The following is a 19,768-nucleotide window of genomic DNA, read 5'->3' on the forward strand; positions in this document are numbered from 1 at the left end:
ACCTTCGAAGGACGCATCACCCCGAACGGAAACTAACCGACGCCAAGGTCGGATCCACCGTTAATCTGACACTCCCTTCTTCCTTTCGCCGCTCTAACTGTCAGGTAATTGTGGGTGCGATTATCGCCTTTCGGATTCAGCCGAGCGCGGTGTGGGTAGCACCGATCTCTGTCGCCATCGCCGAAGTAGCCGCTTTCGGTTGCAGTTGTGCCGCGATGCGACGCGGATCGTTCTGCGGGAGTGAGTCGATGAGAATGCGTCGGGGATGCGAGGAGGGCCCGGTGATGAGGTATTTCTGGCCGGGTCGTACGCGGGCTGCTTCGGCGAGGACCTGCTCCGATGGGGACTCGGTGTCACGCAGTTGGTTGGTGTCACGCAGTGCGTCGCTGACGATCCGGCGGGGGTCGTATTGCCGCAGGTTCATCGATTCCCATTCCGAGCGTCGGAGCGGAACACCTATTTCGTCTTCGGCCGCGGTGCGGGTGGTGTCGACGAAATGGCGCACGCTGCGTACGGCGCGGGTGAGTTGGTGCGCGTATCCGGGGAGGCGTTGGGGGCCCAGGACGAACCCGGCGATGATCGCGACCAGGAACAGTTTCTCGAAGGTCAAGCCGAACATGATGATAGCTCCGGTTTCGGTGGTGTCAGGGCGCGTCTGTCGTGTACCTCGGTGATCACGATTGCTGCGCCGAACAGTGTGGCCATGGGAACCGCGACCAGGAACATCGACAGGACATCGGCGGCGGGCGTGACGAGTGCACTGAACAGCGCGATGCCGACGACGCTGATTCGCCAGCTGCTGCGTAGCCTGCGTGCGGAAAGGATGCCGAGGCAGTTCAGCATCACCAGCAGTGCCGGAAGGACGAAGGCGATGCCGGTGGCCAGGACGATCTTCATGACGAAGTCGACGTAGTACGAGGCGTTGAGGATGGTGCTGTCCTGGTCGGAGGAGAACCCGGCGAGGACGCTGACCATGCGGGGGAAGATGGCGAACCCGAACACGCAGCCGGCGACGAACAGTGGAGCTGCGGCCGCGGAGAAGCCGTAGACGTACTTCTTTTCCCGACGCGTCATGCCGGGGGTGAGGTAGGCGAACAGTTCACGCAGCCACACCGGAGACGACACGATGACGCCGGTGAACAGGGCGATCTTCAGTTCGAGATCGAAAGCGCCGGTGACGGTTTCGAAGTTGAGGCTGGCCTGACGGGTGAGGGCGAGTTCTTCGACGGGTGCGCGCAGGATGTCGAGAATCTGGTCGGAGAGCGCGAATCCGATCGCGATGCCGACGAGCAGCGACACCGCCGCGCGAATCGCGCGGCGACGTGCCTCGCGTGCATGCGCGGCAAGCGGCATCACTCCCCGCGCGGCGGTGGCTGTGCTCACGAGGTGTGTCGGTACGGAACCGGCGTGGACGCAGCGTCGGCGAACACCGGAGCGGTCGTGTCGTCACGCGCTGTGGGCTTCTTCTCCTCGCGCACTTCGTCTTTCAGGATGCGCATCGACTGGCCGACGCCCTTCGCGAGTGACGGGAGCTTGGTGGAGCCGAAGACGAGCAGCAGGATGGCGAGAACGATGAGGGCATGCCAGCCGGTGAGGTTGTGCAACATGGTGATTCCTTCGGTGGTGTGAGGTAGGGGTGATCAGTTGGTGGGTGCGGTGCCTGCGGGTGGGCCACCGGCCGGGGGAGTGCCGCCGCCCATCGGGGACTGGCCGCCTCCGCCGCCGGAAGGGGCTGCGCCGGCGGTGGGTTCGGTGGTGGTGTCGATGGCGACGGCCAGCGATCCGACGTAGCCGGCGGTGGCGTCGCCCGAGAACGATCCCATCTGCAATTCGTAGCCGTCGCCGAACACGTTGTCGTTGTCGATGCTGCCGAGCTGCGCGAGGTTCTGCGCCGATGACGGGTAGGTGTCGAGCTCGTAGATCGCGTCGAGCATGTCCTGAGGGAATGCGATCTGCGAAGTGGCGATGGCGTTGTCCGCTGTGGTCGCCGAGGCGGCGTCGGGATAGACCTCGAAGTGAATGTGGGTCCAGCGGCCGCTGTAGCAACCGGGGACGATCGTGTCGAAGGTGACGGTGCCGTTGGCGTCGGCGGCCTGGATGCCGCGCAGGTACGTCTCGTCCTCGACTCCTTCCGAATACATCGAATACAGCCCTGCCGCATCGCATTGCCACAGGTACACGGCGGCGTTCTCGAAGGGGCGATTGTCGTTCGCCATGTCGGTGAGGGTGAGGTCGAGCGACAGGGGCACTCCGCCGACCGTGGTGCCGCCGTCGAGGCTGGAGGTGATGTCGCGGCGAACGATTCCCGATTCTTCGAGCACATTGACGCCGTTCGAGCCGTCGGCGGGGTAGGGGCCGTTGGTCTCGTCGGGGATCTCGCTGGTTGCGGCGGTGGCTGTGCTCGACGCGGTTGCCGTTGTGGCGGTGGCACTTCCAGAGTTCGACGTGCTCGAGCAGGCAGCCAACGCCACCGCGCCGGCCCCTGCGCCGACGATGCTCAGCACGCGGCGACGGGTGACGAGGGTGGTGATGTCGAACCTCGCGCCCTGGTCGACGACCTCCTCGGCGGGGCGATCGAGTAGCCGGCCCTCGTAGGCGGGTCCGGCAGAAGTGTTGGTGGGCTCGGGGATGCGGGTCATCGTCGTGGGTCTCCTTCGATGTGGCACTGAATGATTCGGTAGTGCCAATACTCTGGGACGTTGCGGTGAAGACCCTGAACCTCCGCTGCAAGGTTCCTGTGAGCGGTGTGGCCCGGATTTCCGATGGGAGATAGCTAAGGCTAGCCTTATCGGTAATGCCCTCTCGGGCTACAGGATTGTCATGACTCATCGCCTCACGTTCCGCTTCGCCGCAGTGTTCACCGCCGTGGCAGCCGCATCCATCGCACTGGTTGGCTGCAGCTCGTCCGATTCGACCGACAGCCCGACCGAGTCGCCGTCCACCGGCTCGTTCCCGCTGACCGTGCACCACATGTACGGCGACACCACGCTGGACGCGGTACCCGAACGGGTCGCGACATGGGGATTCGGCACCACCGACGCGGTGCTCGCACTGGGTGTCGTCCCGGTGGCGATGCCGTCGGCCGAATACGGCGGAGGTGACGATCTGATCTATCCGTGGGTATCCGACGCGATCGAGGCCTCGGGCGGCCCGGCACCGGTTCTGCTCGACAACGTCACGGACGCACTGTCCGTCGAGAAACTGCTCGCCACCGACCCCGACGTCGTGTTGGCCCCGCACTCCGGCCTCACCCGAGCCGAATACGACGCGGTGACCGCGGCCGGAGTTCCCGTCATCGCCCCGCCCGAGGAGCTGTGGTCGACGCCGTGGCGCGACGTCATCACCACCACCGGCGACGTTCTCGGAGTCCCCGAGCGCGCACGCGATCTCGTTGCCGATCTGGATCGCCAGGTGCAGGACGCAGGCGCGCAGCATCCCGAATTCGACGGCCGCACAATCGCATACGTGTCCGAGGCTGCCGACGTGTACTACCTGCTGTTGCCGACGGACCCGCGAGTGGAGCTGCTCGAGAACCTCGGCTTCGCCTCACCGGCATCGGTGACCGATCTCGCGACCGACGATGCCACCTACTCGACGACCGTCTCGGCGGAGAACATCTCGAAGATCGACGCAGACGTCGTGTTCACTCAGGTCGACACCGAGGACGCTCTGCAGCAGTTCCTCGATTCGCCTGTGTCGCGTCAGATTCCGGCCGTCGCTGCCGGTGCGGTCGCCGGATTCGTCGGCCAGGAAGCCGGAGCCGCAGTGGGCCCGACGGCACTGTCGATTCCGTACTTCCTGCCGACACTCGTCGACGGACTTGCCGATGCTATCGCGGTGCCCGTGAACTGACCCGAAACACCGCATCGCGCAACGTTTTCGAGTGCACACCCGTCCCGCCGACGGTCCTGGAACGCTCGAGTGCGGTGTCGATGCGCCACGAGGAGGCGTCGAACAGGGCGGTGATGTCTTTCGCGGTGACGGTGGTCTCGTGCGGCGGTGTGCCATCGGGTGAATGATGGTGTGCGCCATCGTTCAGATGCCCGACGATGAGCAGTGAACCGCCCGGCGCGACCCACTGCGCGATGTGTCGATAGAACTCCAACTGTGGAATCGACGGATGCGCGTAGTGGGTCATCACCAGATCCCAACGCTCGGTGGGGTTCCAGGTCGTCAGGTCGGCTTCGATCCAGGTGACGTCGACCCCCGCTGTCTGCGCCTGCTGCGCGGCGGCCTGGAGGGCGGCTGCGGAGATGTCAGCACCGGTGACCTGCCAGCCCTGCTCGGCGAGCCAGATCGCTTCCGCTCCGGTGCCACATCCTGCGTCGAGCGCGGTACCGGGCGTCGATCCGGCTGTTTCCTCCACGAGATACGGATTGGCGGCGACGGTGTGGGATGTTCTGTCATCCCAATGGTGCTCCCAGTAGTCCTTGTCGAATGCGTGCGTCATCGATCGTCCTCTCCCGGTGGTGTGCCGATATCAGAATGACAGCCCGCGCGCAGGTGCGGCAAGTATTGTTGCCGTATCAGCAAATCGGCGACGGTGCTCGCACTGTGTCAGTGAGGTGCGTCGGTGATCATTCGATTGCGGCCGGCGCGCTTCGCCTGAAACATCAGTGCGTCAGCTCTGTCGAGTGTGTTGCGAAGACCTTCGTTCGGTCGCTGGAGCGTGTATCCGGCCGAGAACGTCACCCCCGAAGGCATGGTGGCGGCTGCAAGAGCCTCGAGTGATCGAAGAGCATCGCGACGATCGCAGTTGCGGAGAATGATCACGAATTCCTCTCCGCCCCATCGTGCCAGGAGGCCATCGACGCCGATGCAGTTGCGGGCAGTCGACGCGAAGTCGCGGAGCAACGCGTCGCCGGCTGCGTGGCCGAAGTGGTCGTTGAACTGCTTGAAATGGTCCAGATCGAGAACCGCGACCACGGTGTCGACCGAATGGTCGTCGACGACGGACACCGCGTAGTCCGACCAGCCGCGACGGTTGAGTGCCCCGGTCAGTTGATCTGTTCGGGACGCAAGCAGGATGCCGTCCTCGACCTCTTTTCGTTCGGTGATATCGAGAGCGGCAGCGAGCGTCCACTCGGCATCGGCCGGACCGGTGAAAGGAACCAGAGTCAGTAGAACCCAGCGAATCTCGTCGTTCGGGCGAACGAACCTCACCTCGACTTTCACGGATTCTTCCGCGGCCGTCCCGGCGGCCATCAGGTCCTCGACGCTGCCGTGGAGCGGGAGGTCGTCCGGGTGAGTGTGCACCGTCGCGGATCGACCTATCAGTTCCGAGGAGGTCAAGCCGACGAGTTCGCAATAGGCGGCATTGACGTCGACGAAGAGCCCATCGGCGTCGGAGACAGCTTGCGCCACGGGGCTGGAGGCGAACATGCGCCTGTACCAGTGTTCCTCCACGACGCGACGACCCGCTTTCTTCCCTTTCCTGCACCGAAAGTCTAGTCGAGGTGGGGTCGAGCCCAACGGCACATGCGTCTGCCGGGAGCTCGGTTCGGCCGACTCTTGCTCAACTGTCGCTGGAAGGCAGCAAACTGGTACGAATGTACGACTTTCGGGAACCGTTCGTGCTCCCGCGCCGTCCAAGGGGTTGGGATGGCCGGCCGACGATGGGGTCTTGATGACGACGAAGTGGCGAGAAGTGACGAGCATCGAGTGCCAACAGGATTTCGACGATCTGCTCGACGTCTGCATCGACATCGCCGCCGAACGGATCACCGAGAACTGGGGCCTCCACCCGGTCGCTGTCGTCAACGATTTGTCCGGCGGGCAGCGAGTGCTCGCGCCGCTGCAGCCGGACGGAGGCGGGGCGTCGAACACTGCGATGCACGAGCAACTCGTCCACGATCTGCGAGCCGTCGCCGGGGATCTGCGGTCGTACGCCATCGTCTCCGACGTGACCGACGAGGAGGCGTCGGGCACATATCTCGAGGTTCTGCTCGAGCACCGTGAGTACGCAATGCGGATACTCGTCCCGTACCTGATGCCCGACGCCTCGACCTTCGATCTGGGTCCGACGAAAGCCTCGGTGGGGCAACGGTTTCTGTGGGGCTGACCTCTCCGCAAACGCGCGCGCCTTTGCCAGGTGCGCGCGAATTATGCCCGGATCGGGGGCAAATCCGAACGCGTCTGACAAACGCGCGCGCCTTTGCGAAACCCGGGGGTGCGCGCGCCGATCACCCTCGTCCAGGGGATTGGCACTCTCAACGGTCGAGTGCCAAAATAGAGGCACATACTCACTCGAAAGGAGTCCGCAGTGACCGTCACCTCTCCCCACTTCGATACACGTGATTCGGACGACGACATGCCACCGAAGTGGTGGAATCGGCGCATTCGTACCCGCGCTCAGGTGACCGAATATGCCGTCATGTTCGGTGCACTGTCGATCGTCTCGTTCTGGGCTGCGGGTCTCGGTATCGCGGCGGGACTGATTGCCGTTGCCTCCGCATTGTGGGCTGATCGCAGCCCCGACCTTTCTGGGCCGCCCGCCGATCGCAGCGACAGGGCGCTTGCCATCGGGACCGGCATCGTCGGAATCGTCGTCGGCATCGGATTCGTCGTGATGGTGTTGCCATACTGGTGATGGAGCGACGTCGTCGCACGTGACTGGAACTTCGTAGCCTGCTACGAGCTTCTGCTCACGACCCGGGGCGCCCGAGTATTCGAGGCCGGTCGACCGTACAGCGGTCGGCCGGTTTCGTCGTTTCGAATCGATTTCTTCAAGTATCTGCGACGGAGCGTTGCACCAACTAGATTTATATGTGACGCTGTGTAGCGTAAAGATTTGAACGGACGCGGGCGGAAGGATCACTATGACTGCAGTCGACGACGCACGAACGCTCTACCGAGACAGGCTGCACGCTCTGTCGACGGCATCGGTGCATCAGCACTTCGACGCCTTCCTCGACATCCCCTGGGATGAGCCCGAATATGCGATCGTTCCCAACGATCCACGCTGGGTGCTCCCGGACGCGGACCCGCTCGGCCACACCGACTGGTACAAGTCGCTTCCCCTGGACCGGCAGATTCACATCGGGATGTACCGCCAGGCCAGCATGGTCAAGGTCGGCCTGCAGTTCGAGCAGATCCTCATCAGCGGACTCATGCAGTACGCCCTCACGCTGCCCAACGATTCACCCGAATTTCGGTACTCGACGCACGAAGCCACCGAAGAGTGCCACCACACCCAAATGTTCCAGGAACTGGTGAACCGCATCGGCATCGACGTGCCGGGTGGGCCCGCGTGGTTCCGCAAGGTCGTACCGATGCTTACGGTGTTCGCCGCTCGATCGACACCGTTCGGATTCTTCGTCGGCGTCCTCGCGGGAGAAGAGCCGATCGACCACATGCAGAAGGGCGTCCTGCGCGCCGGTAGCGTCGGACACCCCTTGGTTCAGCGCGTGATGCAGATTCACATCGCCGAGGAAGCCCGTCACATCGGCTTCGCGCATCAGTACCTCGAGCACAAGGCCCCGCGGCTCGGACGCTTCGAGAAGGCATCGATCTCGATACTCATGCCGGTCATCATGCGACTGCTGTGCGACGTGATCATGAAACCGAGCAAGCAGATGCGACGCGACCTCGACATCCCCGACGAGGTTGTCGACGCCGTCTGGTGGGACAGTGACTCCTCACGAAAGGCATTGCGCGACACCTTCGGTGACGTCCGCATGCTCGCGGGCGAGCTCGGACTGATGAACCGCGTGTCCCGACGCGTATGGCGCGCACTCGGTATCGACGGCCGCCCCTCGCGCTACCGCAGCGAGCCGTCGTTCGGCTGAGCTGTTCGTTGGGGGACCGAGCGTCTTCCAATGGCGACGCTGAGTGCATCGAGTTCGGCCAGAACCGCCGTGGCAGCCCATATCTGGTTGCGCTTGCTGGCTGTCAGTACCTCGAGCACGCCTGCCTCGGTCAGCCGAGCGAGGGCGCGATAGGTGCTCGCATCGGTGGTGCCGGTGATCCGACTGGCCGTGTCCGCGTTCAAGATCGGGGTGTCGAGCAAGGCGTCGATGATCTTCGCGTCCGCCGAATTGGCGCGGGGGCGAGCAGTGACGCGCCAGTGTTCAGGAAGTTCGGCCAATGCCTGGGCCGATTCCTGGGCGGCGTAGCTGGACACGGTTGCCGCCTGCGCGACGTAGTTCACGAATCCATCTGCGTCACCGGCGCGGTAGTCGGTCAGCCTGTCGAAGTAGCGCCCTGTGTCCGCGAGCATCACCGATGCCAGGGGGACTGTCACCCGTCCGGTCAATCCGCGTCGACGCAGGATCGCGCTGATCAGAGCCCGGCCGATGCGGCCGTTGCCGTCGGTGAACGGGTGGATGGACTCGAACTGGGCGTGCGCGATCGCAGCCTGAGCAAGTACGGGCAGATCTGTTCGGTTGGCGAAGGTGAGCAGATCCGCCATCAGTTCGTGGACGAGCTCCGGCGGAGGCGGGACGTACAGAGCGTCGATCGGGGTGTAATCGCTGCCGCCGATCCAATTCTGCACGTCGCGAATGGTGCCCGAATCGCGCGCGGTGTAGAAATCCGGTGCCATCAACAGTCTGTGCGCGGTCGTGAGGTCGTCACCGGTGATCGGACCTCTGCCTGCGGCGTCGACCATCGCCGCCAGAGCATGCACGGCCGCGAGTTGAGATTTCGCCTCGGCGTTGGATTTACCTCCGGCGAAGGCCTTGCCGAAGGCGCGCCAGCCGGCGTCGATGTGCTCTATTTTCGACGATGCGACAGACTCGCTTCGGAGCAGAAAGTCGGACAACGGTGCCAGGTGCTCGCCGAAACCCGCCTCCAGCCGGACGACAGCAATGACCGCCTCTTCATGAGCCCGAGCAACCGAGCCGGAGAGATCGCACTGCGCTTCGCCGATCATGGGTGGGATGGACACTTCGATGTGTTGCAGCGTGCGATCGGCCCGCGAACCCTGACGCCGACTCGGCTTCCAGGCCCGCGACTCGACGCGGTGCGGCGACCAGATCATTGTCGCCCCCGATCGTCAGAAAACGCGACTGTTTCGAACGTAAGTATACTTTGATATCACGACAGTAGACTATGTGCGCCAATGGACGCGCTACCGCAGTGAGCCGTCTTTCGGCTGAGTCTCGTCGACGACGCTCTCGAGTGGCACCTGCGGGATCGCGATGCCGCGGGATGCTCCGAGTCCCTTGACCTGCAGCCAGATGGTGTCGGCCAAGAATGTCGCGAAATGATCGAGCCCGGTACGTGTTTCGGTCTGCCCGCTCCAACTGCGCACCGCACCCATGCAGCCGGACACCAGGCCCGCCACCCACGGCCGCACCAGCGACCAGTCGTCGGTGGTCAGGTCAGCATGCACGAGGGACAGGAACGCCGCGACGCTCACTTCCAACTGCTCGGCCAGCATGGCGTTGGTTTCTTCGAGGGGAGTAGGCGACTCGGCACTGACGTCCTGCTCGACGAAACGCGTCCACGCGGGATGCTCCGCCACCCACCGCACGTAGGTACTCACCACTCGATGGACCACATCGCGAGGAGTGCCGGTCAACGCGAACGAGGTGACCAACGTGGCCGTCAACTCCGCGCAGATCGCCCGCTGAATAGCCGTGTCCAAGTCGGTGCGATCACGAAAATGCCGGTACAGACCGGTGCGATGTACCCCGGCCTCGGCGGAAATCTGAGCGGTGGTGAGCCGCTCACCAGGAGCGATATCGCGCGCCAGCACCGTCATGGCGGCGTCGATGATATGGCGTCGACGATCGGTGTTGTGCTGTTCCCAACGCCGCTTACGGCCATCGGACTTCGGGCGCGGGCCACCGTCACTCATGCTGCATGTTCTCACGTCCACACTGGGCAAGGCTGTCAGTTGCTGCGTTTACGAAGCGCGAACAGAACGCCGGCTGCGCCGACCGCGATTACGACCACCGCGATGATCCAGATCGGAAAGCCGCTGCTGTCCTGGGTGTCTTCGGCGGCGGTCGGGGTTGTTTCGGTAGTGGCAGGGGCTGCGGATGCTGAGGTTGCTGCCGACGTCGGGGACGCTTGGGTGAGCTGGAACGGAATGCTGCCGGTGATCGGGTGCCCGTCGGCGGAGACCACTCGGTAGCCGATGGTGTACTCACCCGCCGCACCCAGCCCGTCCAGATCCACTGTCACCGTGCTGCCGTCGACGACGGGATCCGATGCCCCCCATTGCGTTCCGTCGGATCCGACGACAGTCACGGTGGCGAAGTTCGACTGCACGGACTGATTGAACGTCAGCGTCACCTCGTCCGGCGCGGCGTCGAGCACGGAGTTCTCGGCAGGGTTGCTGGACTGCAGAGTTGCATGCGCAGCTGCCGGAGCGATCGACAGTGCCGTCGCGGTGAGAATGGCGGCTGCGATCACGGCCAGGCGTTTCATGGACTGCTTTCTTGTTGTGGCTACTCGTGTGGAGGTTCGCCGGTGACCTTGTGGTCTGCGAAGTTGAGGCCTTCACGCACGAGACGGGCGAGGTGACCGTCGGCCAGGCGGTAGATGACGTTGCGGCCGTCGCGTCGGGTCTCGACGAGTCCGGTGAATCGGAGCTTGGCCAGATGCTGGCTGACGGCGGTGCGGGAGGTTCCGGTGGCCGTGGTCAATGCGCTGACGTCGGCGGGCCCTCGGTCGAGTAGCCAGAGGATGTGCAGTCGGGTGGGGTCGGAGAGCATCCGGAAGGTGTCGCTGGCCGTGGCCAGGCGCGCGGAGTCCGGTTCGACGGCATGGTCGAGACTGATGCGCGGTTCCTTCTTCGGTGGCATCGAACGTCGTCTCCCTACGCGGAGGCGACCACCGACATTCGGGTGCGACTCCACAGGCGTGCTGCGGTCAGTGTCGCAAGTGTAGCCAAGCCCGTGAGCACCATCGCCGCGGTGAACAGTCCGAACTGAGCCCCGACCCATCCCGCAACCGGATAGGTGAGCAGAAACGCGGCATGCGAGAGCGAGAACTGCGCCGTGAAGATGGATGTACGGGTGCTCTCGTCGGATTCACGACGCAGAATCCTCGCCGACGGCGTGTTGATCATCGACGTCCCGACGCCCAGCAGCGCCCACGTCGTGGCCAGCGCGATCCAGGCTGCCGACCCACCGTTCAGGGTTGCAACTGCTGTTGCTGCTGCGGTTCCCACGACGGCCGTTGCGGCCCCGGTGAGCATGAGGGTGTGGTCGTTCGTGGATCTCAGCGCCCGCGGGATGAGCAGTGCAGCGAGCATCGAACCGCCGCCGTAGAAGCCGAGAGCGATGGCCAGCTGGCTGCTCGAGCCGCCGAACAGATCGCGAACGTAGACCACGGAATTGACCATCACGAGAGCTGTCGCCGCAGCAACCACCGTGTTCAGGGCGAGCAGCCCCTGCAGTTCGGGATTTCTGACGAACGTCGTGATGCCTGTTGTCGGCCTGTTGTGTTTGGGCGCAGTGCGTTTCGGCAGCACCGTGCCCACCACCATCATCGCGGAGACGACGAACCCCAGCGCCGTGCCGACGAACAGCGTGTGAAAGCCGATGACCGTCAACAGTGCTGCGGCGATGAGTGGACTGACCAGTGACTCGAGGTCGTAGGCGAGGCGTGAGAGCGTCAACGCGCGGGTGTACTGCTGCGAGTCGGGCACCACGGACGGAATGACCGCCTGAAAGGTGGGAGTGAACGTGGCCGACGCCGCCTGCAGAACGAAGATCAGCACGTATACCTGCCACACCTGATCGACGAAGGGCAGCGCCAGCGCGGTGAGCGCCCTGACGGCGTCGGCGGTGACGAGCACGAGCTTGCTCGGGAGCGCGTTGGTCAGTGACGAAACAATCGGAGCGACAAACACATACGCGATCATCTTGATCGCGAGAGCGGTGCCGAGGACCGCACCGGCGGCACTGCCGGCGATGTCGTAGGCGAGCAGCCCCAGTGCCACCGTCAACAGACCGGTGCCCAGCAACGCGACGACCTGCGCGGTGAACAGGCGTCGGAAGGCGATGTTTCGGCGCAGCATGGGATTCAAGGTACACATGTGTGCGCACTTGCGCACTCATATGTTTTTGCCGATTCCGAGTTCCCGCAGGCACGACAGGGAATCTTTGGGTAGCGTTGCGCGGTCGGCGTCACAAACGAGGTGGTCCATGACCGGTACGCGAAACGCATCGAGCGAGGTCATGCGTCGCGCCGTCGATCAGTTGCCTTCGATGATCGGCTACTGGGACAGCTCGCTGCGGAATGTGTACGCCAACCAGGTGTACGCGGATTACTTCGGTATCGAACCTCGGGATTTGGTCGGTAAGCACCTCAGCGAACTGCTCGGCGAGGCGCTCTTTCAGTTGAACGAGCCGTACATCACGGGCGTCCTCGCCGGCGAGCAACAGCAGTTCGACCGGACCCTCATCGACGTCAACGGTGCCGTGCGCGTCACTCAGGCAACCTATGTGCCCGATATCGTCGACGGTGTCGTTGTCGGGTTCACCGCGTTGGTCGTCGATGTCAGCGCACGCGCCGAGGTCGAACGCGAGCGCGATCGCGCGATCCGGCTGTTCCAGAACGTCATGGAGAACGCCCCGATCGGCAAAGCAGTGATGACCCGTGACGGACGATGGCTCCAGGTGAACAAGGCCCTGTGCGAACTACTCGGCTACACCGCAGAAGAATTGCGGCAGAAAACCTTTCGTGACATCACCCATCCCGACGACATTCCCCTCGCCGACGAACACCTCAAGGGACTGGCCGACGGGACTCTGACGAACGTGGCGTCGGAGAAGCGATACATCCGCAAGGACGGAGCCACCATCTGGGTGCAGCGAAACGCGACCGTGGTGCGCGACGACGAATCCGGCGACGTCATCATCGCGCAGATCCAGGACATCACCGCTCGCAAAGCTGCCGAGGCGTCGCTCGAACGCCAGGTGCTGATCGACGACCTGACGGCGTTGGGTAATCGACGACGATTGATGGCCGAGCTGGATGCGCTGAAGGAATCGGTCAGCGAACGCCCGGTCGGAATGCTCTTCGTGGACATCGATTCCTTCAAATCCATCAACGATAGGTTCGGCCACGCAGTGGGGGACCGGGTACTCCAGGCAATCGGCCGTCGCATCCTGGACAACACCCGCACTCGAGACATCGCCTGCCGCATCGGCGGTGACGAATTCGTAGCCCTGCTGCACTCCGCCAGATCTGCCGAGGGAGTCGAGCGCCTTGCCAACCGGGTTCGTGGCCTCCTCGCCGGCCCCTACGACATCGACGGCATCGTCGTCCCGGTCTCGGTGAGCGTCGGATGGAGTTGGGAACCAACCACCGACCCGGACGAATTACTACGCATCGCAGACGAGCGAATGTACTCGTCCAAGCGCGCCTGAGATCTGGATCAATGTGGGTTTCAGTCGGTTGGAGTGCAAGAGAGTCTCATTGATCCGGCGTGTCGGGCTGGGGCTGGGGAATCTCACAGCCGTGTCGGCCGTGCACCCAGCGGCGGCGCGGGGGTGGGCCCGCGGTGCTTACGTGACTCGACTCGATACGCGATGTAGAGATACAGCAAGCCCGTGATGGCCCCGCCCAGACACCCTGCCGCAGTATCGAGAGCAGTCGAACCCGAGCCGACTATCAACTGCATCAGGAGAAAGCCGATTCCGACTGCAGGGGCGAGAGCCAGAGCATTGATGTAATCGGCCCGGGTGGCGCCGCATTTCTTGCTCAGTGCCCCGGTCATGACCCACTCGCGAAATGGCTTCTGCATCTCGGCCTCCGACCTCGTGCGGTCCAGTTTGTCCGTTTCCTTCACGGTACCGGATAGTTCGCGGCGCTGACGGTGTCGTGGGAGGGTGCAGGTATGCGTGCTCTGGTGTTCCTCGCGGTTCTCGCGATCGTGTACAAATGGCCGCTGTTCGGAGGCAGCCCCGGCCAGTGGTCTGCCCTGTTCCAGGGCGTCATGATCGGCGCGATAGTCAGCACCGCGGTGACTCCCGCGGGATGGAAGGCGATCCGACGCATCAGAAGTCGACTCGATGGGTCGTACAGTCCGCCCAGGTCCTCGCGGCGATGAAATCGGGTGCAACTGACCGCGCTCAGCGCGGCTGGCTGCACCGGATTCGATCGAGAGTGGCGACTATTTCGGCGATCACGTGATCCATGCGTTCGGTCAGGTCGACCCAGGTGTAGCGAAGGATCGTCCAGCTCTGAATGATGTCGTTCTGCCTGATCCGATCCTGATGGAAGGCGTCGTGATCGGAGTGAAATGCCCAGCCGTCGATTTCGATCACCACCATCTCGGCGAGGAACGCGAAGTCGAGTTCGTATCCGCCCCATCGATAGTTGACCACCCAGCCGCCGATCTTGCGGGCCCGGAACTCTCGAATCAAGAGACGCTCGCCCTCGGAGCGTGCACCGTTCGCTGCGACCTTCAGCAGCCGCTTCGCTTCGGGAGCGCCGGTGCGACCTGGGTTTCGTGCATCTGCCCGCTGCAATCGCTCGAGGTCGGTGTGTCGCTGAAGTGCCCGATCCATGATGTGCGCCTTACCTATCGACGCTTCCAGAACGGTGAGTTCGAGAGACGTGACGCGAAGCCCGCGCCGCTCGACGATGTCCTTGTTGTGAATGTCGCGGCGGCGTAGTCGGCAGCCCTCGGCGCGGCTTCGCCCCCTGCGTGGGGTGGTGACCTCGATGATGCTCGGCGCTACGGAGATCACCCCGTGCCAGAAGGCCGCGGCTTCCCCGCTGAGCGCAGCGTTCGATCCCGCACCCCACACGGCGCATCGAATGCGTGCATCCGCAGTGAATGGGCGGTCGACGACGAAGTACACCCCGCGATGAATTGTTCGCCACGCACCCGCGCGAACCGAGCGATCCACAGCGTCGCCACTCAGACCGCAGAGTGCCGCCTGCGCGCGAGTGATCACGCCGTCGTGCTGTGCCAGCCATTCATCAAGCATGTCCACTTGGACGTTCACGGTGCCGAAGCGGTTCCCTAGCGAATCGAGTGCATGGAACCGCGCTCAGCGCGGCTGGATGCACCGAATTCAATCGAGGTGGAGCTGTGTGTTTGAGAGTTTTGCCCGCCCAGATCAGAACCCGAGATCTCTCTTGCGACGCTCGCGCTCGAGTCGGCGTTGTTCCTCTGCACGTTCTCGACAACGCCGGAGAAATTCTGCATCGGCATCGGGGTTCTGGGCAGCCTGACGGCCGGGGCGTGTTTCGTATTCAGGAAACGCAGAGTTGCTCGCGCGCCGGTTGCCGCCACCGGGACCTCCCCAGATTCCGCCTCCTACAGGACGTCCCGCGAACAACCATGCCAGTGAGCCGGCGAGCGGGAGAAACACCACCAACAGCAACCACACGATCTTCGGGAGAAATCGCACTCCACCATCGTCGGCCGTGATCACGTCGATCAGACAGAACACCCACAGCAACATCACCAGCAGACCGAGATACGGCATGTGATCCTCCATTTTCAAGACCGTTCGGTCTGATGTATCGAGCATCGTAGCGGGGCTGTCGCGATTTCGACAGATATGTCCCCAGGTCTATCGATCGGCAGCATGTGGTCAGCGAGGTGCCGGACTCCGCTGCTGGGCAAAATCGGGTGCAGCTAGCCGCGCTCAGCGCGGTCAGTTGAACCCGATTCGGCCTCCAATTGCTTCAGCCCGCATAGCGTCGCTGCAACAGTCAGTGGCCCTGGGAGTAGATGAACAGCGACGACTGTCGTGTGTTCCTGGTGAGCAGGACGGTCAGGGGTCTGCCGTCCCCTGCGCAGGACGCGAGGTGGACAGCATCTCGGGTTCGCAGGTCAAGCCCAGTGCAGACCAGTTGCTCGTCGATGCAGCGGCGCACGTCACCGGTTGCAGGGGCGGATAGGAAGGGTTTGCCGCCGATAGCGCTTTATCGTCGCCGGCCTCGCTCGGCGCGTCGAATCGGGCCCGCCACGCGGGCTGGCCGACGAACTCCGTGTGGGTGAAGGCCTGAACGAACTCGAAGCCACTCGGCACGTCGAAAGCTATGTCCTGCAGACCACGCGACACTTCTTCTTCGTCCATGGACCTGCGTTCGCCGGGCTCGAACGAACTGCACGACGCGGTGAGGGCGACGACAAAACCGATGAGCCAGAACCGACACAGTCCCGCTGATGAACTCATCTCACCGCACGGCTCGATGATTGTCGCGGGATCAGTGTCGGGAGTGCCTTTTTCAGCGGAGTCGAGCCGTCGTCGCCGTTGAGTAGTATTTCCATTGCGGTTCGGGCGATTTGGTCGAATGCGGTGCGAACCGAGGTCAGGGGAACCGGCAACAGTTGCGCGAGCGGGATGTCGTTGTAGCCGACCAGTGAAAGGTCTTCTCCGACAGCCAGATTGTGTCGATGTGCTGCCGACAACACTCCGAGGGCAAGGTTGTCGTTGGCTGCGAACACGGCGGTGGGACGGCCTGAGCCGTCGAGCAGATCGTGTCCTGCGCTTGCCCCGGCTTCGATTCCGTAGCCGGTTTCGATCGTCCACTCCGGGCGTGGTTGGAGGCCGGCTTCGGCAAATGCCCTGTGCGCGCCCGCCAGACGACCGACAGCACTGGACGTGAACAGAGGGCCTGTCAGCACTGCGATGTCGGTGTGGCCGAGATCGATGAGGTGACGAACAGCCAGATATCCACCGGTCTCGTCGTCGCCGATCGAGGACGGGCTCTTTCCATCGGTTCTCAGCACCAGTACGTGCGGAATTCCGTTCTCGCGCAGGTGACTGGGGAGGGGGTCGTCGGTGCGACTCGTGGCGAGAACGACCCCATCGACATTGCGCTCCAGAAGCGACTGCGCAGCGTTCCATTCGTCGGTGGGATCGTCGCCGCTCGTCGCGACGACGGCGTGGTAACCCTCCCTGCCCGCTGCCCGGTCGATGGCCTCGAACATCAGCGCCATCACGGTGTCCGAGAGGCGTGGCACCAGGACTCCGATGGTGGCGGTGGCACCGCGTCGTAGATTCGACGCGAACGTGTTGCGCCGGTATCCGAGATGCTCGGCAATCTCGCGCACCCGTACGGCCGTCGCGGATCGGGACGGTGCGACGCGGTCGTCGAGAACACGGCTGACGGTCGAGATGCTGACCCCGGCAGCCTTGGCGACGTCACGCAGTGTGACCGCGTCCGTGCGCTCCGTCGAGAGCCCACTTCGGGTGGAACGCATGTGCAGTTCCTGACTGTTCGTTGAATCTCCTGGTACGGCCGAACTTACAGATCGCCAGCCTGCGGCGCATGCAAACGTCCCAGGAACGTTTGCAAGTGCGCTGTGCGATGCCTGTCACCCCTGATCTCCAAAGTGATGGTCGACACATCCACGGGGAGCGGTTTAGCGTAATGCAAACGTTCCCGACAACGTTCCCATCAGATTCTCGAGAAGGACGACAACATGAATTCACTCGATCTCCGCGGACTCAGCCCAGCACCGATCACGCCGTTCACTCGCGATGGTGAGGTCGACTACGACGCGATCCAGCGCCTCGGGTCCTGGCTCGGCAGCGTCGACGGCGTCAAGAGTCTCGTCGTCCTCGGTCACGCGGGTGAAGGCACATTCCTCACCCAGGCCGAGCAAGCCAAGGTGATCGGTGCCTTCCGCGATTCGGTCGAGGGAAAGCTTCCGATCATCGCCGGCATCACCGGGGAAGGAACGGCCGTATCCGTCGAAGAAGCCAAGCGCGCGGTCGACGCCGGTGCGTCCGCCGGACTGGTGTACCCGTCGCACGGTTGGCTGCGTTTCGGCTACCAGGACGGCGCACCGCAGGATCGGTACCGCGCACTGTACGAGGGATCGGGCTTGCCGCTGATCCTGTTCCAGTACCCGGATGTCACCAAGGCGACGTACAACCTCGACACCCAGCTCGAAATTGCCGCTCAGGAGGGCGTTTTCGCAACCAAGAACGGCGTTCGGAACATGCGCCGCTGGGACCGTGAGATCCCGGTTCTGCGTAAGGAGAACCCGGACCTGCAGATCCTCAGCTGCCACGACGAATACCTGTTGCACACCATGTTCGACGTCGACGGCCTCCTCGTCGGCTACGGCGGCCTGGCTCCAGAACCCCTCGTCGAGCTCATCGCCGCAGGCAAGGCCAAGGACTACCCGGCCGCACGCGCCATCCACGACCGTCTGCTGCCCGTCACCGCCAACGTCTATCACCGCGGATCTCACATGGAGGGGACTGTCGCGCTCAAGGAAGGCCTGGTCCACCGCGGCATCCTCGAGCACGCCACCGTCCGCTCGCCGCTGCTGCCACTGGCCGCAGGCGCTCACGAAGAGATCGCGGCGGCACTCGATTCCGCGAACCTCGGTTCGGTAGTACCCGCGCTGGTCTGAGTTCCCTCGCAGGGACAGACCGCGTCAGATCACTCGGTCGGCATCGGTGGCCATCTTCGTCCGGCCGTCGATGCCGCACACCGACCTTCGCTCGTACTTTTCGTATCCGCTCCCCACCGCGTCGAGCCGAGGGCACACTGCCTCTAGTAGCGAGTACGGAGCGTCACCAGAAAGGCTCGTCATGAGTCAACCCCGCACGACCCCGGTGGCACCAGCCGCGTCCACCATCACCGCAGATGGACCGCCTGCCATGTCGAGTCGATGGAAGACAGTCCTGAGCACGCTGGCCATGGCGGGTCCCGCCTTCATCGCCGGCGCCTGGCAATTCGGCCCCGGCAACCTGGCGAGTGCGGTCGAGGCCGGTAGCAAGTACGGCTACGCGTTGATCTGGGTCGTCGTGCTCTCGACGGTATTCATGCTCGTGTACGCCGATATGAGCGTGCGTCTGGGAATACGGACGACGACGTCGTTGATCAGTTCGGTCAAAGACATCCTCGGGCACCGCGTCGGCGTCGCTGCCGGCTTCGGGGTCTTCATCATCACCCTGTGCTTCTCGGTCGGCAATGCCGTCGGATCCGGACTCGGGCTGTCGATGGTATTCGGCGGCTCCCCACTGATCTGGACGATTGCCTGCACGGCATTCGTGGCGCTGATCCTGTTGTTTCGCAACGTCTATCGCATAGTCGAGCGAGTGCTGCTCGTCATCGTCGGACTCCTCGGTGCGGCCTTCATCATCAGCGCGGTCATCGCGAAGCCGGACTGGTACATGGCTCTCGACGGCGTGATGCCCAGCGCCCCTTCGGGAAGCTTGCTGCTCATCGTCGCGCTCGTCGGCACCAACTTCTCACTCAACGCAGCGTTCTTCACCTCGTACGGCATCCACGAACGGGGCCGGACCAGAGGCGAATACCGTCAAACCTCCATTGCCGACACGATTCCCGGCATCGTCGCCCCCGGCATCATGACAGCGCTCGTCATCGTCGTGGCCGCTGCGGTACTCGAGAGCCAGAATGCCGAAGCCACCAGCTTGGTCGGACTGGCGAAAATATTCGAACCCATTGCAGGACCGATCGGTTCGACCATCTTCGCCCTCGGACTGTCGGGAGCGGCCTTCTCCTCGATGGTGGCCAATGCCACCGCCGGAGGAACCATGCTCTCCGACGCGTTGGGCCGGGGAGCATCGCCCGGCACCCCTACGGCGAAGGTGACCTGCGCTGCGATCCTGGCGTTCGGTTTGGCGATCACGATCATGTTCACCTCGTCGCCGATCCAACTGATCATCGTCGCGCAGGCTCTGACCGTGCTGGTGGCCCCATTCCTCGGCTTCTTGCTCTACGTCATGAGCAACAACCGCCAACTGATGGGAGACCTCCGAAACACGTGGTGGAAGAACGCACTCGGTGTCCTCGGATTCCTCTCCATCCTGTCGCTCTCCGGTGTGCTGGTCTACGAACTTCTGTCTCGCTAAAGCACGCG

At 63.6% G+C, this 19,768-nt stretch carries 25 protein-coding genes; 8 read left to right on the top strand and 17 right to left on the bottom strand.

The features are described 5' to 3' along the window. Nucleotides 1-136: 136 nt before the first annotated feature. From R4P47_RS17450 to R4P47_RS17465, 4 genes are read right to left on the bottom strand one after another with little or no spacing between them, the layout of a single operon-like run. Nucleotides 137-619 carry a twin-arginine translocase TatA/TatE family subunit gene (locus R4P47_RS17450; RefSeq protein WP_269596860.1) on the bottom strand — a complete coding sequence of 161 codons (483 nt, stop codon included), beginning with the start codon at nt 617-619 and terminating at the stop codon, nt 137-139. Then, complete coding sequence (tatC, locus tag R4P47_RS17455) at nt 607-1,383, bottom strand: twin-arginine translocase subunit TatC (RefSeq protein WP_269596861.1); 777 nt, start codon at nt 1,381-1,383, stop codon at nt 607-609. The genes R4P47_RS17450 and tatC overlap by 13 nt, the downstream gene beginning before the upstream one ends. Continuing rightward, nucleotides 1,380-1,607, bottom strand: coding sequence for a twin-arginine translocase TatA/TatE family subunit (locus R4P47_RS17460; RefSeq protein ID WP_094640695.1), 228 nt, complete (start codon nt 1,605-1,607; stop codon nt 1,380-1,382). The genes tatC and R4P47_RS17460 overlap by 4 nt, the downstream gene beginning before the upstream one ends. A gap of 33 nt (nt 1,608-1,640) precedes the next feature. Further along, nucleotides 1,641-2,639, bottom strand: coding sequence for an intradiol ring-cleavage dioxygenase (locus R4P47_RS17465; protein WP_269596862.1), 999 nt, complete (start codon nt 2,637-2,639; stop codon nt 1,641-1,643). Between the two features lie 181 nt (nt 2,640-2,820). On the opposite strand from R4P47_RS17465, the gene R4P47_RS17470 reads away from it, so the two are divergent. Continuing rightward, nucleotides 2,821-3,852, top strand: a complete 1,032-nt coding sequence (locus R4P47_RS17470; RefSeq protein WP_317547814.1) for an ABC transporter substrate-binding protein — start codon at nt 2,821-2,823, stop codon at nt 3,850-3,852. Here the strand turns inward: R4P47_RS17470 and R4P47_RS17475 are convergent. Continuing rightward, nucleotides 3,830-4,450 (bottom strand): class I SAM-dependent methyltransferase, encoded by a 621-nt coding sequence (locus R4P47_RS17475; RefSeq protein WP_269596864.1) that lies wholly within the window; start codon nt 4,448-4,450, stop codon nt 3,830-3,832. The genes R4P47_RS17470 and R4P47_RS17475 overlap by 23 nt on opposite strands. 107 nt (nt 4,451-4,557) lie before the next feature. Beyond that, nucleotides 4,558-5,706 (bottom strand): GGDEF domain-containing protein, encoded by a 1,149-nt coding sequence (locus R4P47_RS17480; RefSeq protein WP_317547815.1) that lies wholly within the window; start codon nt 5,704-5,706, stop codon nt 4,558-4,560. On the opposite strand from R4P47_RS17480, the gene R4P47_RS17485 reads away from it, so the two are divergent. The 3 genes from R4P47_RS17485 to R4P47_RS17495 all read left to right on the top strand — a co-directional run bounded on the left by R4P47_RS17485 (nt 5,627) and on the right by R4P47_RS17495 (nt 7,787). Continuing rightward, the gene (locus R4P47_RS17485) at nt 5,627-6,061 is read left to right on the top strand and encodes a hypothetical protein (protein WP_269596866.1); all 435 of its coding nucleotides are present in this window, start codon (nt 5,627-5,629) and stop codon (nt 6,059-6,061) included. The two genes, R4P47_RS17480 and R4P47_RS17485, sit on opposite strands and share 80 nt — an antisense overlap. Nucleotides 6,062-6,262: 201 nt before the next feature. Then, nucleotides 6,263-6,589, top strand: coding sequence for a hypothetical protein (locus tag R4P47_RS17490; RefSeq protein ID WP_269596486.1), 327 nt, complete (start codon nt 6,263-6,265; stop codon nt 6,587-6,589). Nucleotides 6,590-6,818: 229 nt separating this feature from the next. After that, the gene (locus R4P47_RS17495) at nt 6,819-7,787 is read left to right on the top strand and encodes an AurF N-oxygenase family protein (RefSeq protein WP_269596485.1); all 969 of its coding nucleotides are present in this window, start codon (nt 6,819-6,821) and stop codon (nt 7,785-7,787) included. Here R4P47_RS17495 and R4P47_RS17500 read toward each other — a convergent pair. The 5 genes from R4P47_RS17500 to R4P47_RS17520 all read right to left on the bottom strand — a co-directional run bounded on the left by R4P47_RS17500 (nt 7,760) and on the right by R4P47_RS17520 (nt 11,974). Continuing rightward, on the bottom strand, nt 7,760-8,980 hold the full coding sequence (locus R4P47_RS17500; protein WP_269596484.1) for a Fic family protein: 1,221 nt from the start codon (nt 8,978-8,980) through the stop codon (nt 7,760-7,762). The genes R4P47_RS17495 and R4P47_RS17500 overlap by 28 nt on opposite strands. A gap of 90 nt (nt 8,981-9,070) precedes the next feature. Then, entirely contained in the window at nt 9,071-9,802 is a 732-nt protein-coding gene (locus R4P47_RS17505; RefSeq protein WP_283347493.1) for a TetR/AcrR family transcriptional regulator, read from the bottom strand. A gap of 35 nt (nt 9,803-9,837) precedes the next feature. Further along, nucleotides 9,838-10,377: a copper resistance protein CopC gene (locus R4P47_RS17510; protein WP_269596482.1), complete on the bottom strand. Its 540-nt coding sequence runs from the start codon at nt 10,375-10,377 to the stop codon at nt 9,838-9,840. A 20-nt stretch (nt 10,378-10,397) separates the two neighbouring features. Then, nucleotides 10,398-10,754 carry an ArsR/SmtB family transcription factor gene (locus R4P47_RS17515; protein WP_032396178.1) on the bottom strand — a complete coding sequence of 119 codons (357 nt, stop codon included), beginning with the start codon at nt 10,752-10,754 and terminating at the stop codon, nt 10,398-10,400. A gap of 14 nt (nt 10,755-10,768) precedes the next feature. After that, nucleotides 10,769-11,974 (bottom strand): MFS transporter, encoded by a 1,206-nt coding sequence (locus R4P47_RS17520; RefSeq protein ID WP_269596481.1) that lies wholly within the window; start codon nt 11,972-11,974, stop codon nt 10,769-10,771. A 127-nt stretch (nt 11,975-12,101) separates the two neighbouring features. Here R4P47_RS17520 and R4P47_RS17525 point away from each other — a divergent pair, with 127 nt between their 5' ends. Beyond that, entirely contained in the window at nt 12,102-13,328 is a 1,227-nt protein-coding gene (locus tag R4P47_RS17525; RefSeq protein ID WP_269596480.1) for a PAS domain S-box protein, read from the top strand. 83 nt (nt 13,329-13,411) lie between these two features. On the opposite strand, the gene R4P47_RS17530 is transcribed toward R4P47_RS17525, so the two are convergent. Further along, nucleotides 13,412-13,705, bottom strand: a complete 294-nt coding sequence (locus R4P47_RS17530; RefSeq protein ID WP_269596479.1) for a hypothetical protein — start codon at nt 13,703-13,705, stop codon at nt 13,412-13,414. Between the two features lie 93 nt (nt 13,706-13,798). Here R4P47_RS17530 and R4P47_RS17535 point away from each other — a divergent pair, with 93 nt between their 5' ends. Beyond that, entirely contained in the window at nt 13,799-14,011 is a 213-nt protein-coding gene (locus tag R4P47_RS17535) for a hypothetical protein (RefSeq protein WP_269596478.1), read from the top strand. Nucleotides 14,012-14,033: 22 nt separating this feature from the next. On the opposite strand, the gene R4P47_RS17540 is transcribed toward R4P47_RS17535, so the two are convergent. The 4 genes from R4P47_RS17540 to R4P47_RS17555 form a co-directional block, all read right to left on the bottom strand. Beyond that, the gene (locus tag R4P47_RS17540; RefSeq protein ID WP_283347498.1) at nt 14,034-14,897 is read right to left on the bottom strand and encodes a type IV toxin-antitoxin system AbiEi family antitoxin domain-containing protein; all 864 of its coding nucleotides are present in this window, start codon (nt 14,895-14,897) and stop codon (nt 14,034-14,036) included. A gap of 132 nt (nt 14,898-15,029) precedes the next feature. Next, nucleotides 15,030-15,401, bottom strand: coding sequence for a PLD nuclease N-terminal domain-containing protein (locus tag R4P47_RS17545; protein WP_283347490.1), 372 nt, complete (start codon nt 15,399-15,401; stop codon nt 15,030-15,032). Between the two features lie 291 nt (nt 15,402-15,692). Then, a complete protein-coding gene (locus R4P47_RS17550) occupies nt 15,693-16,097 on the bottom strand; it encodes a hypothetical protein (protein ID WP_269596474.1) in 405 nt (134 codons plus the stop codon). Then, on the bottom strand, nt 16,094-17,128 hold the full coding sequence (locus R4P47_RS17555) for a LacI family DNA-binding transcriptional regulator (RefSeq protein WP_143536624.1): 1,035 nt from the start codon (nt 17,126-17,128) through the stop codon (nt 16,094-16,096). Before R4P47_RS17555 ends, R4P47_RS17550 begins: the two co-directional genes overlap by 4 nt. Before the next feature lie 222 nt (nt 17,129-17,350). Here R4P47_RS17555 and R4P47_RS17560 point away from each other — a divergent pair, with 222 nt between their 5' ends. Next, nucleotides 17,351-18,292: a dihydrodipicolinate synthase family protein gene (locus tag R4P47_RS17560; protein WP_269596473.1), complete on the top strand. Its 942-nt coding sequence runs from the start codon at nt 17,351-17,353 to the stop codon at nt 18,290-18,292. Between the two features lie 24 nt (nt 18,293-18,316). Here R4P47_RS17560 and R4P47_RS17565 read toward each other — a convergent pair whose 3' ends face one another. Next, a complete protein-coding gene (locus tag R4P47_RS17565; protein ID WP_179276454.1) occupies nt 18,317-18,475 on the bottom strand; it encodes a hypothetical protein in 159 nt (52 codons plus the stop codon). A 106-nt stretch (nt 18,476-18,581) separates the two neighbouring features. Between R4P47_RS17565 and R4P47_RS17570 the strand changes: the two genes are divergently transcribed. Further along, nucleotides 18,582-19,760, top strand: a complete 1,179-nt coding sequence (locus R4P47_RS17570) for an Nramp family divalent metal transporter (protein ID WP_394855403.1) — start codon at nt 18,582-18,584, stop codon at nt 19,758-19,760. Nucleotides 19,761-19,768: the final 8 nt, after the last annotated feature.

The organism is Rhodococcus sp. IEGM 1370 (genome assembly GCF_033142325.1).
Classification (GTDB): domain Bacteria; phylum Actinomycetota; class Actinomycetes; order Mycobacteriales; family Mycobacteriaceae; genus Rhodococcoides.

Excerpts from the sequence above, each read along its gene's own strand:
- R4P47_RS17450 (WP_269596860.1), bottom strand. The coding sequence starts at position 619 with ATGTTCGGCTTGACCTTCGAGAAACTGTTCCTGGTCGCGATCATCGCC.
- R4P47_RS17460 (WP_094640695.1), bottom strand. The coding sequence starts at position 1,607 with ATGTTGCACAACCTCACCGGCTGGCATGCCCTCATCGTTCTCGCCATC.
- R4P47_RS17465 (WP_269596862.1), bottom strand. The coding sequence starts at position 2,639 with ATGACCCGCATCCCCGAGCCCACCAACACTTCTGCCGGACCCGCCTAC.
- R4P47_RS17470 (WP_317547814.1), top strand. The coding sequence starts at position 2,821 with ATGACTCATCGCCTCACGTTCCGCTTCGCCGCAGTGTTCACCGCCGTG.
- R4P47_RS17475 (WP_269596864.1), bottom strand. The coding sequence starts at position 4,450 with ATGACGCACGCATTCGACAAGGACTACTGGGAGCACCATTGGGATGAC.
- R4P47_RS17485 (WP_269596866.1), top strand. The coding sequence starts at position 5,627 with ATGACGACGAAGTGGCGAGAAGTGACGAGCATCGAGTGCCAACAGGAT.
- R4P47_RS17480 (WP_317547815.1), bottom strand. The coding sequence starts at position 5,706 with ATGTCGATGCAGACGTCGAGCAGATCGTCGAAATCCTGTTGGCACTCG.
- R4P47_RS17495 (WP_269596485.1), top strand. The coding sequence starts at position 6,819 with ATGACTGCAGTCGACGACGCACGAACGCTCTACCGAGACAGGCTGCAC.
- R4P47_RS17500 (WP_269596484.1), bottom strand. The coding sequence starts at position 8,980 with ATGATCTGGTCGCCGCACCGCGTCGAGTCGCGGGCCTGGAAGCCGAGT.
- R4P47_RS17505 (WP_283347493.1), bottom strand. The coding sequence starts at position 9,802 with ATGAGTGACGGTGGCCCGCGCCCGAAGTCCGATGGCCGTAAGCGGCGT.
- R4P47_RS17510 (WP_269596482.1), bottom strand. The coding sequence starts at position 10,377 with ATGAAACGCCTGGCCGTGATCGCAGCCGCCATTCTCACCGCGACGGCA.
- R4P47_RS17515 (WP_032396178.1), bottom strand. The coding sequence starts at position 10,754 with ATGCCACCGAAGAAGGAACCGCGCATCAGTCTCGACCATGCCGTCGAA.
- R4P47_RS17520 (WP_269596481.1), bottom strand. The coding sequence starts at position 11,974 with ATGCTGCGCCGAAACATCGCCTTCCGACGCCTGTTCACCGCGCAGGTC.
- R4P47_RS17525 (WP_269596480.1), top strand. The coding sequence starts at position 12,102 with ATGACCGGTACGCGAAACGCATCGAGCGAGGTCATGCGTCGCGCCGTC.
- R4P47_RS17530 (WP_269596479.1), bottom strand. The coding sequence starts at position 13,705 with ATGCAGAAGCCATTTCGCGAGTGGGTCATGACCGGGGCACTGAGCAAG.
- R4P47_RS17535 (WP_269596478.1), top strand. The coding sequence starts at position 13,799 with ATGCGTGCTCTGGTGTTCCTCGCGGTTCTCGCGATCGTGTACAAATGG.
- R4P47_RS17540 (WP_283347498.1), bottom strand. The coding sequence starts at position 14,897 with ATGCTTGATGAATGGCTGGCACAGCACGACGGCGTGATCACTCGCGCG.
- R4P47_RS17545 (WP_283347490.1), bottom strand. The coding sequence starts at position 15,401 with ATGCCGTATCTCGGTCTGCTGGTGATGTTGCTGTGGGTGTTCTGTCTG.
- R4P47_RS17550 (WP_269596474.1), bottom strand. The coding sequence starts at position 16,097 with ATGAGTTCATCAGCGGGACTGTGTCGGTTCTGGCTCATCGGTTTTGTC.
- R4P47_RS17555 (WP_143536624.1), bottom strand. The coding sequence starts at position 17,128 with ATGCGTTCCACCCGAAGTGGGCTCTCGACGGAGCGCACGGACGCGGTC.
- R4P47_RS17560 (WP_269596473.1), top strand. The coding sequence starts at position 17,351 with ATGAATTCACTCGATCTCCGCGGACTCAGCCCAGCACCGATCACGCCG.
- R4P47_RS17565 (WP_179276454.1), bottom strand. The coding sequence starts at position 18,475 with ATGACGAGCCTTTCTGGTGACGCTCCGTACTCGCTACTAGAGGCAGTG.
- R4P47_RS17570 (WP_394855403.1), top strand. The coding sequence starts at position 18,582 with ATGGCGGGTCCCGCCTTCATCGCCGGCGCCTGGCAATTCGGCCCCGGC.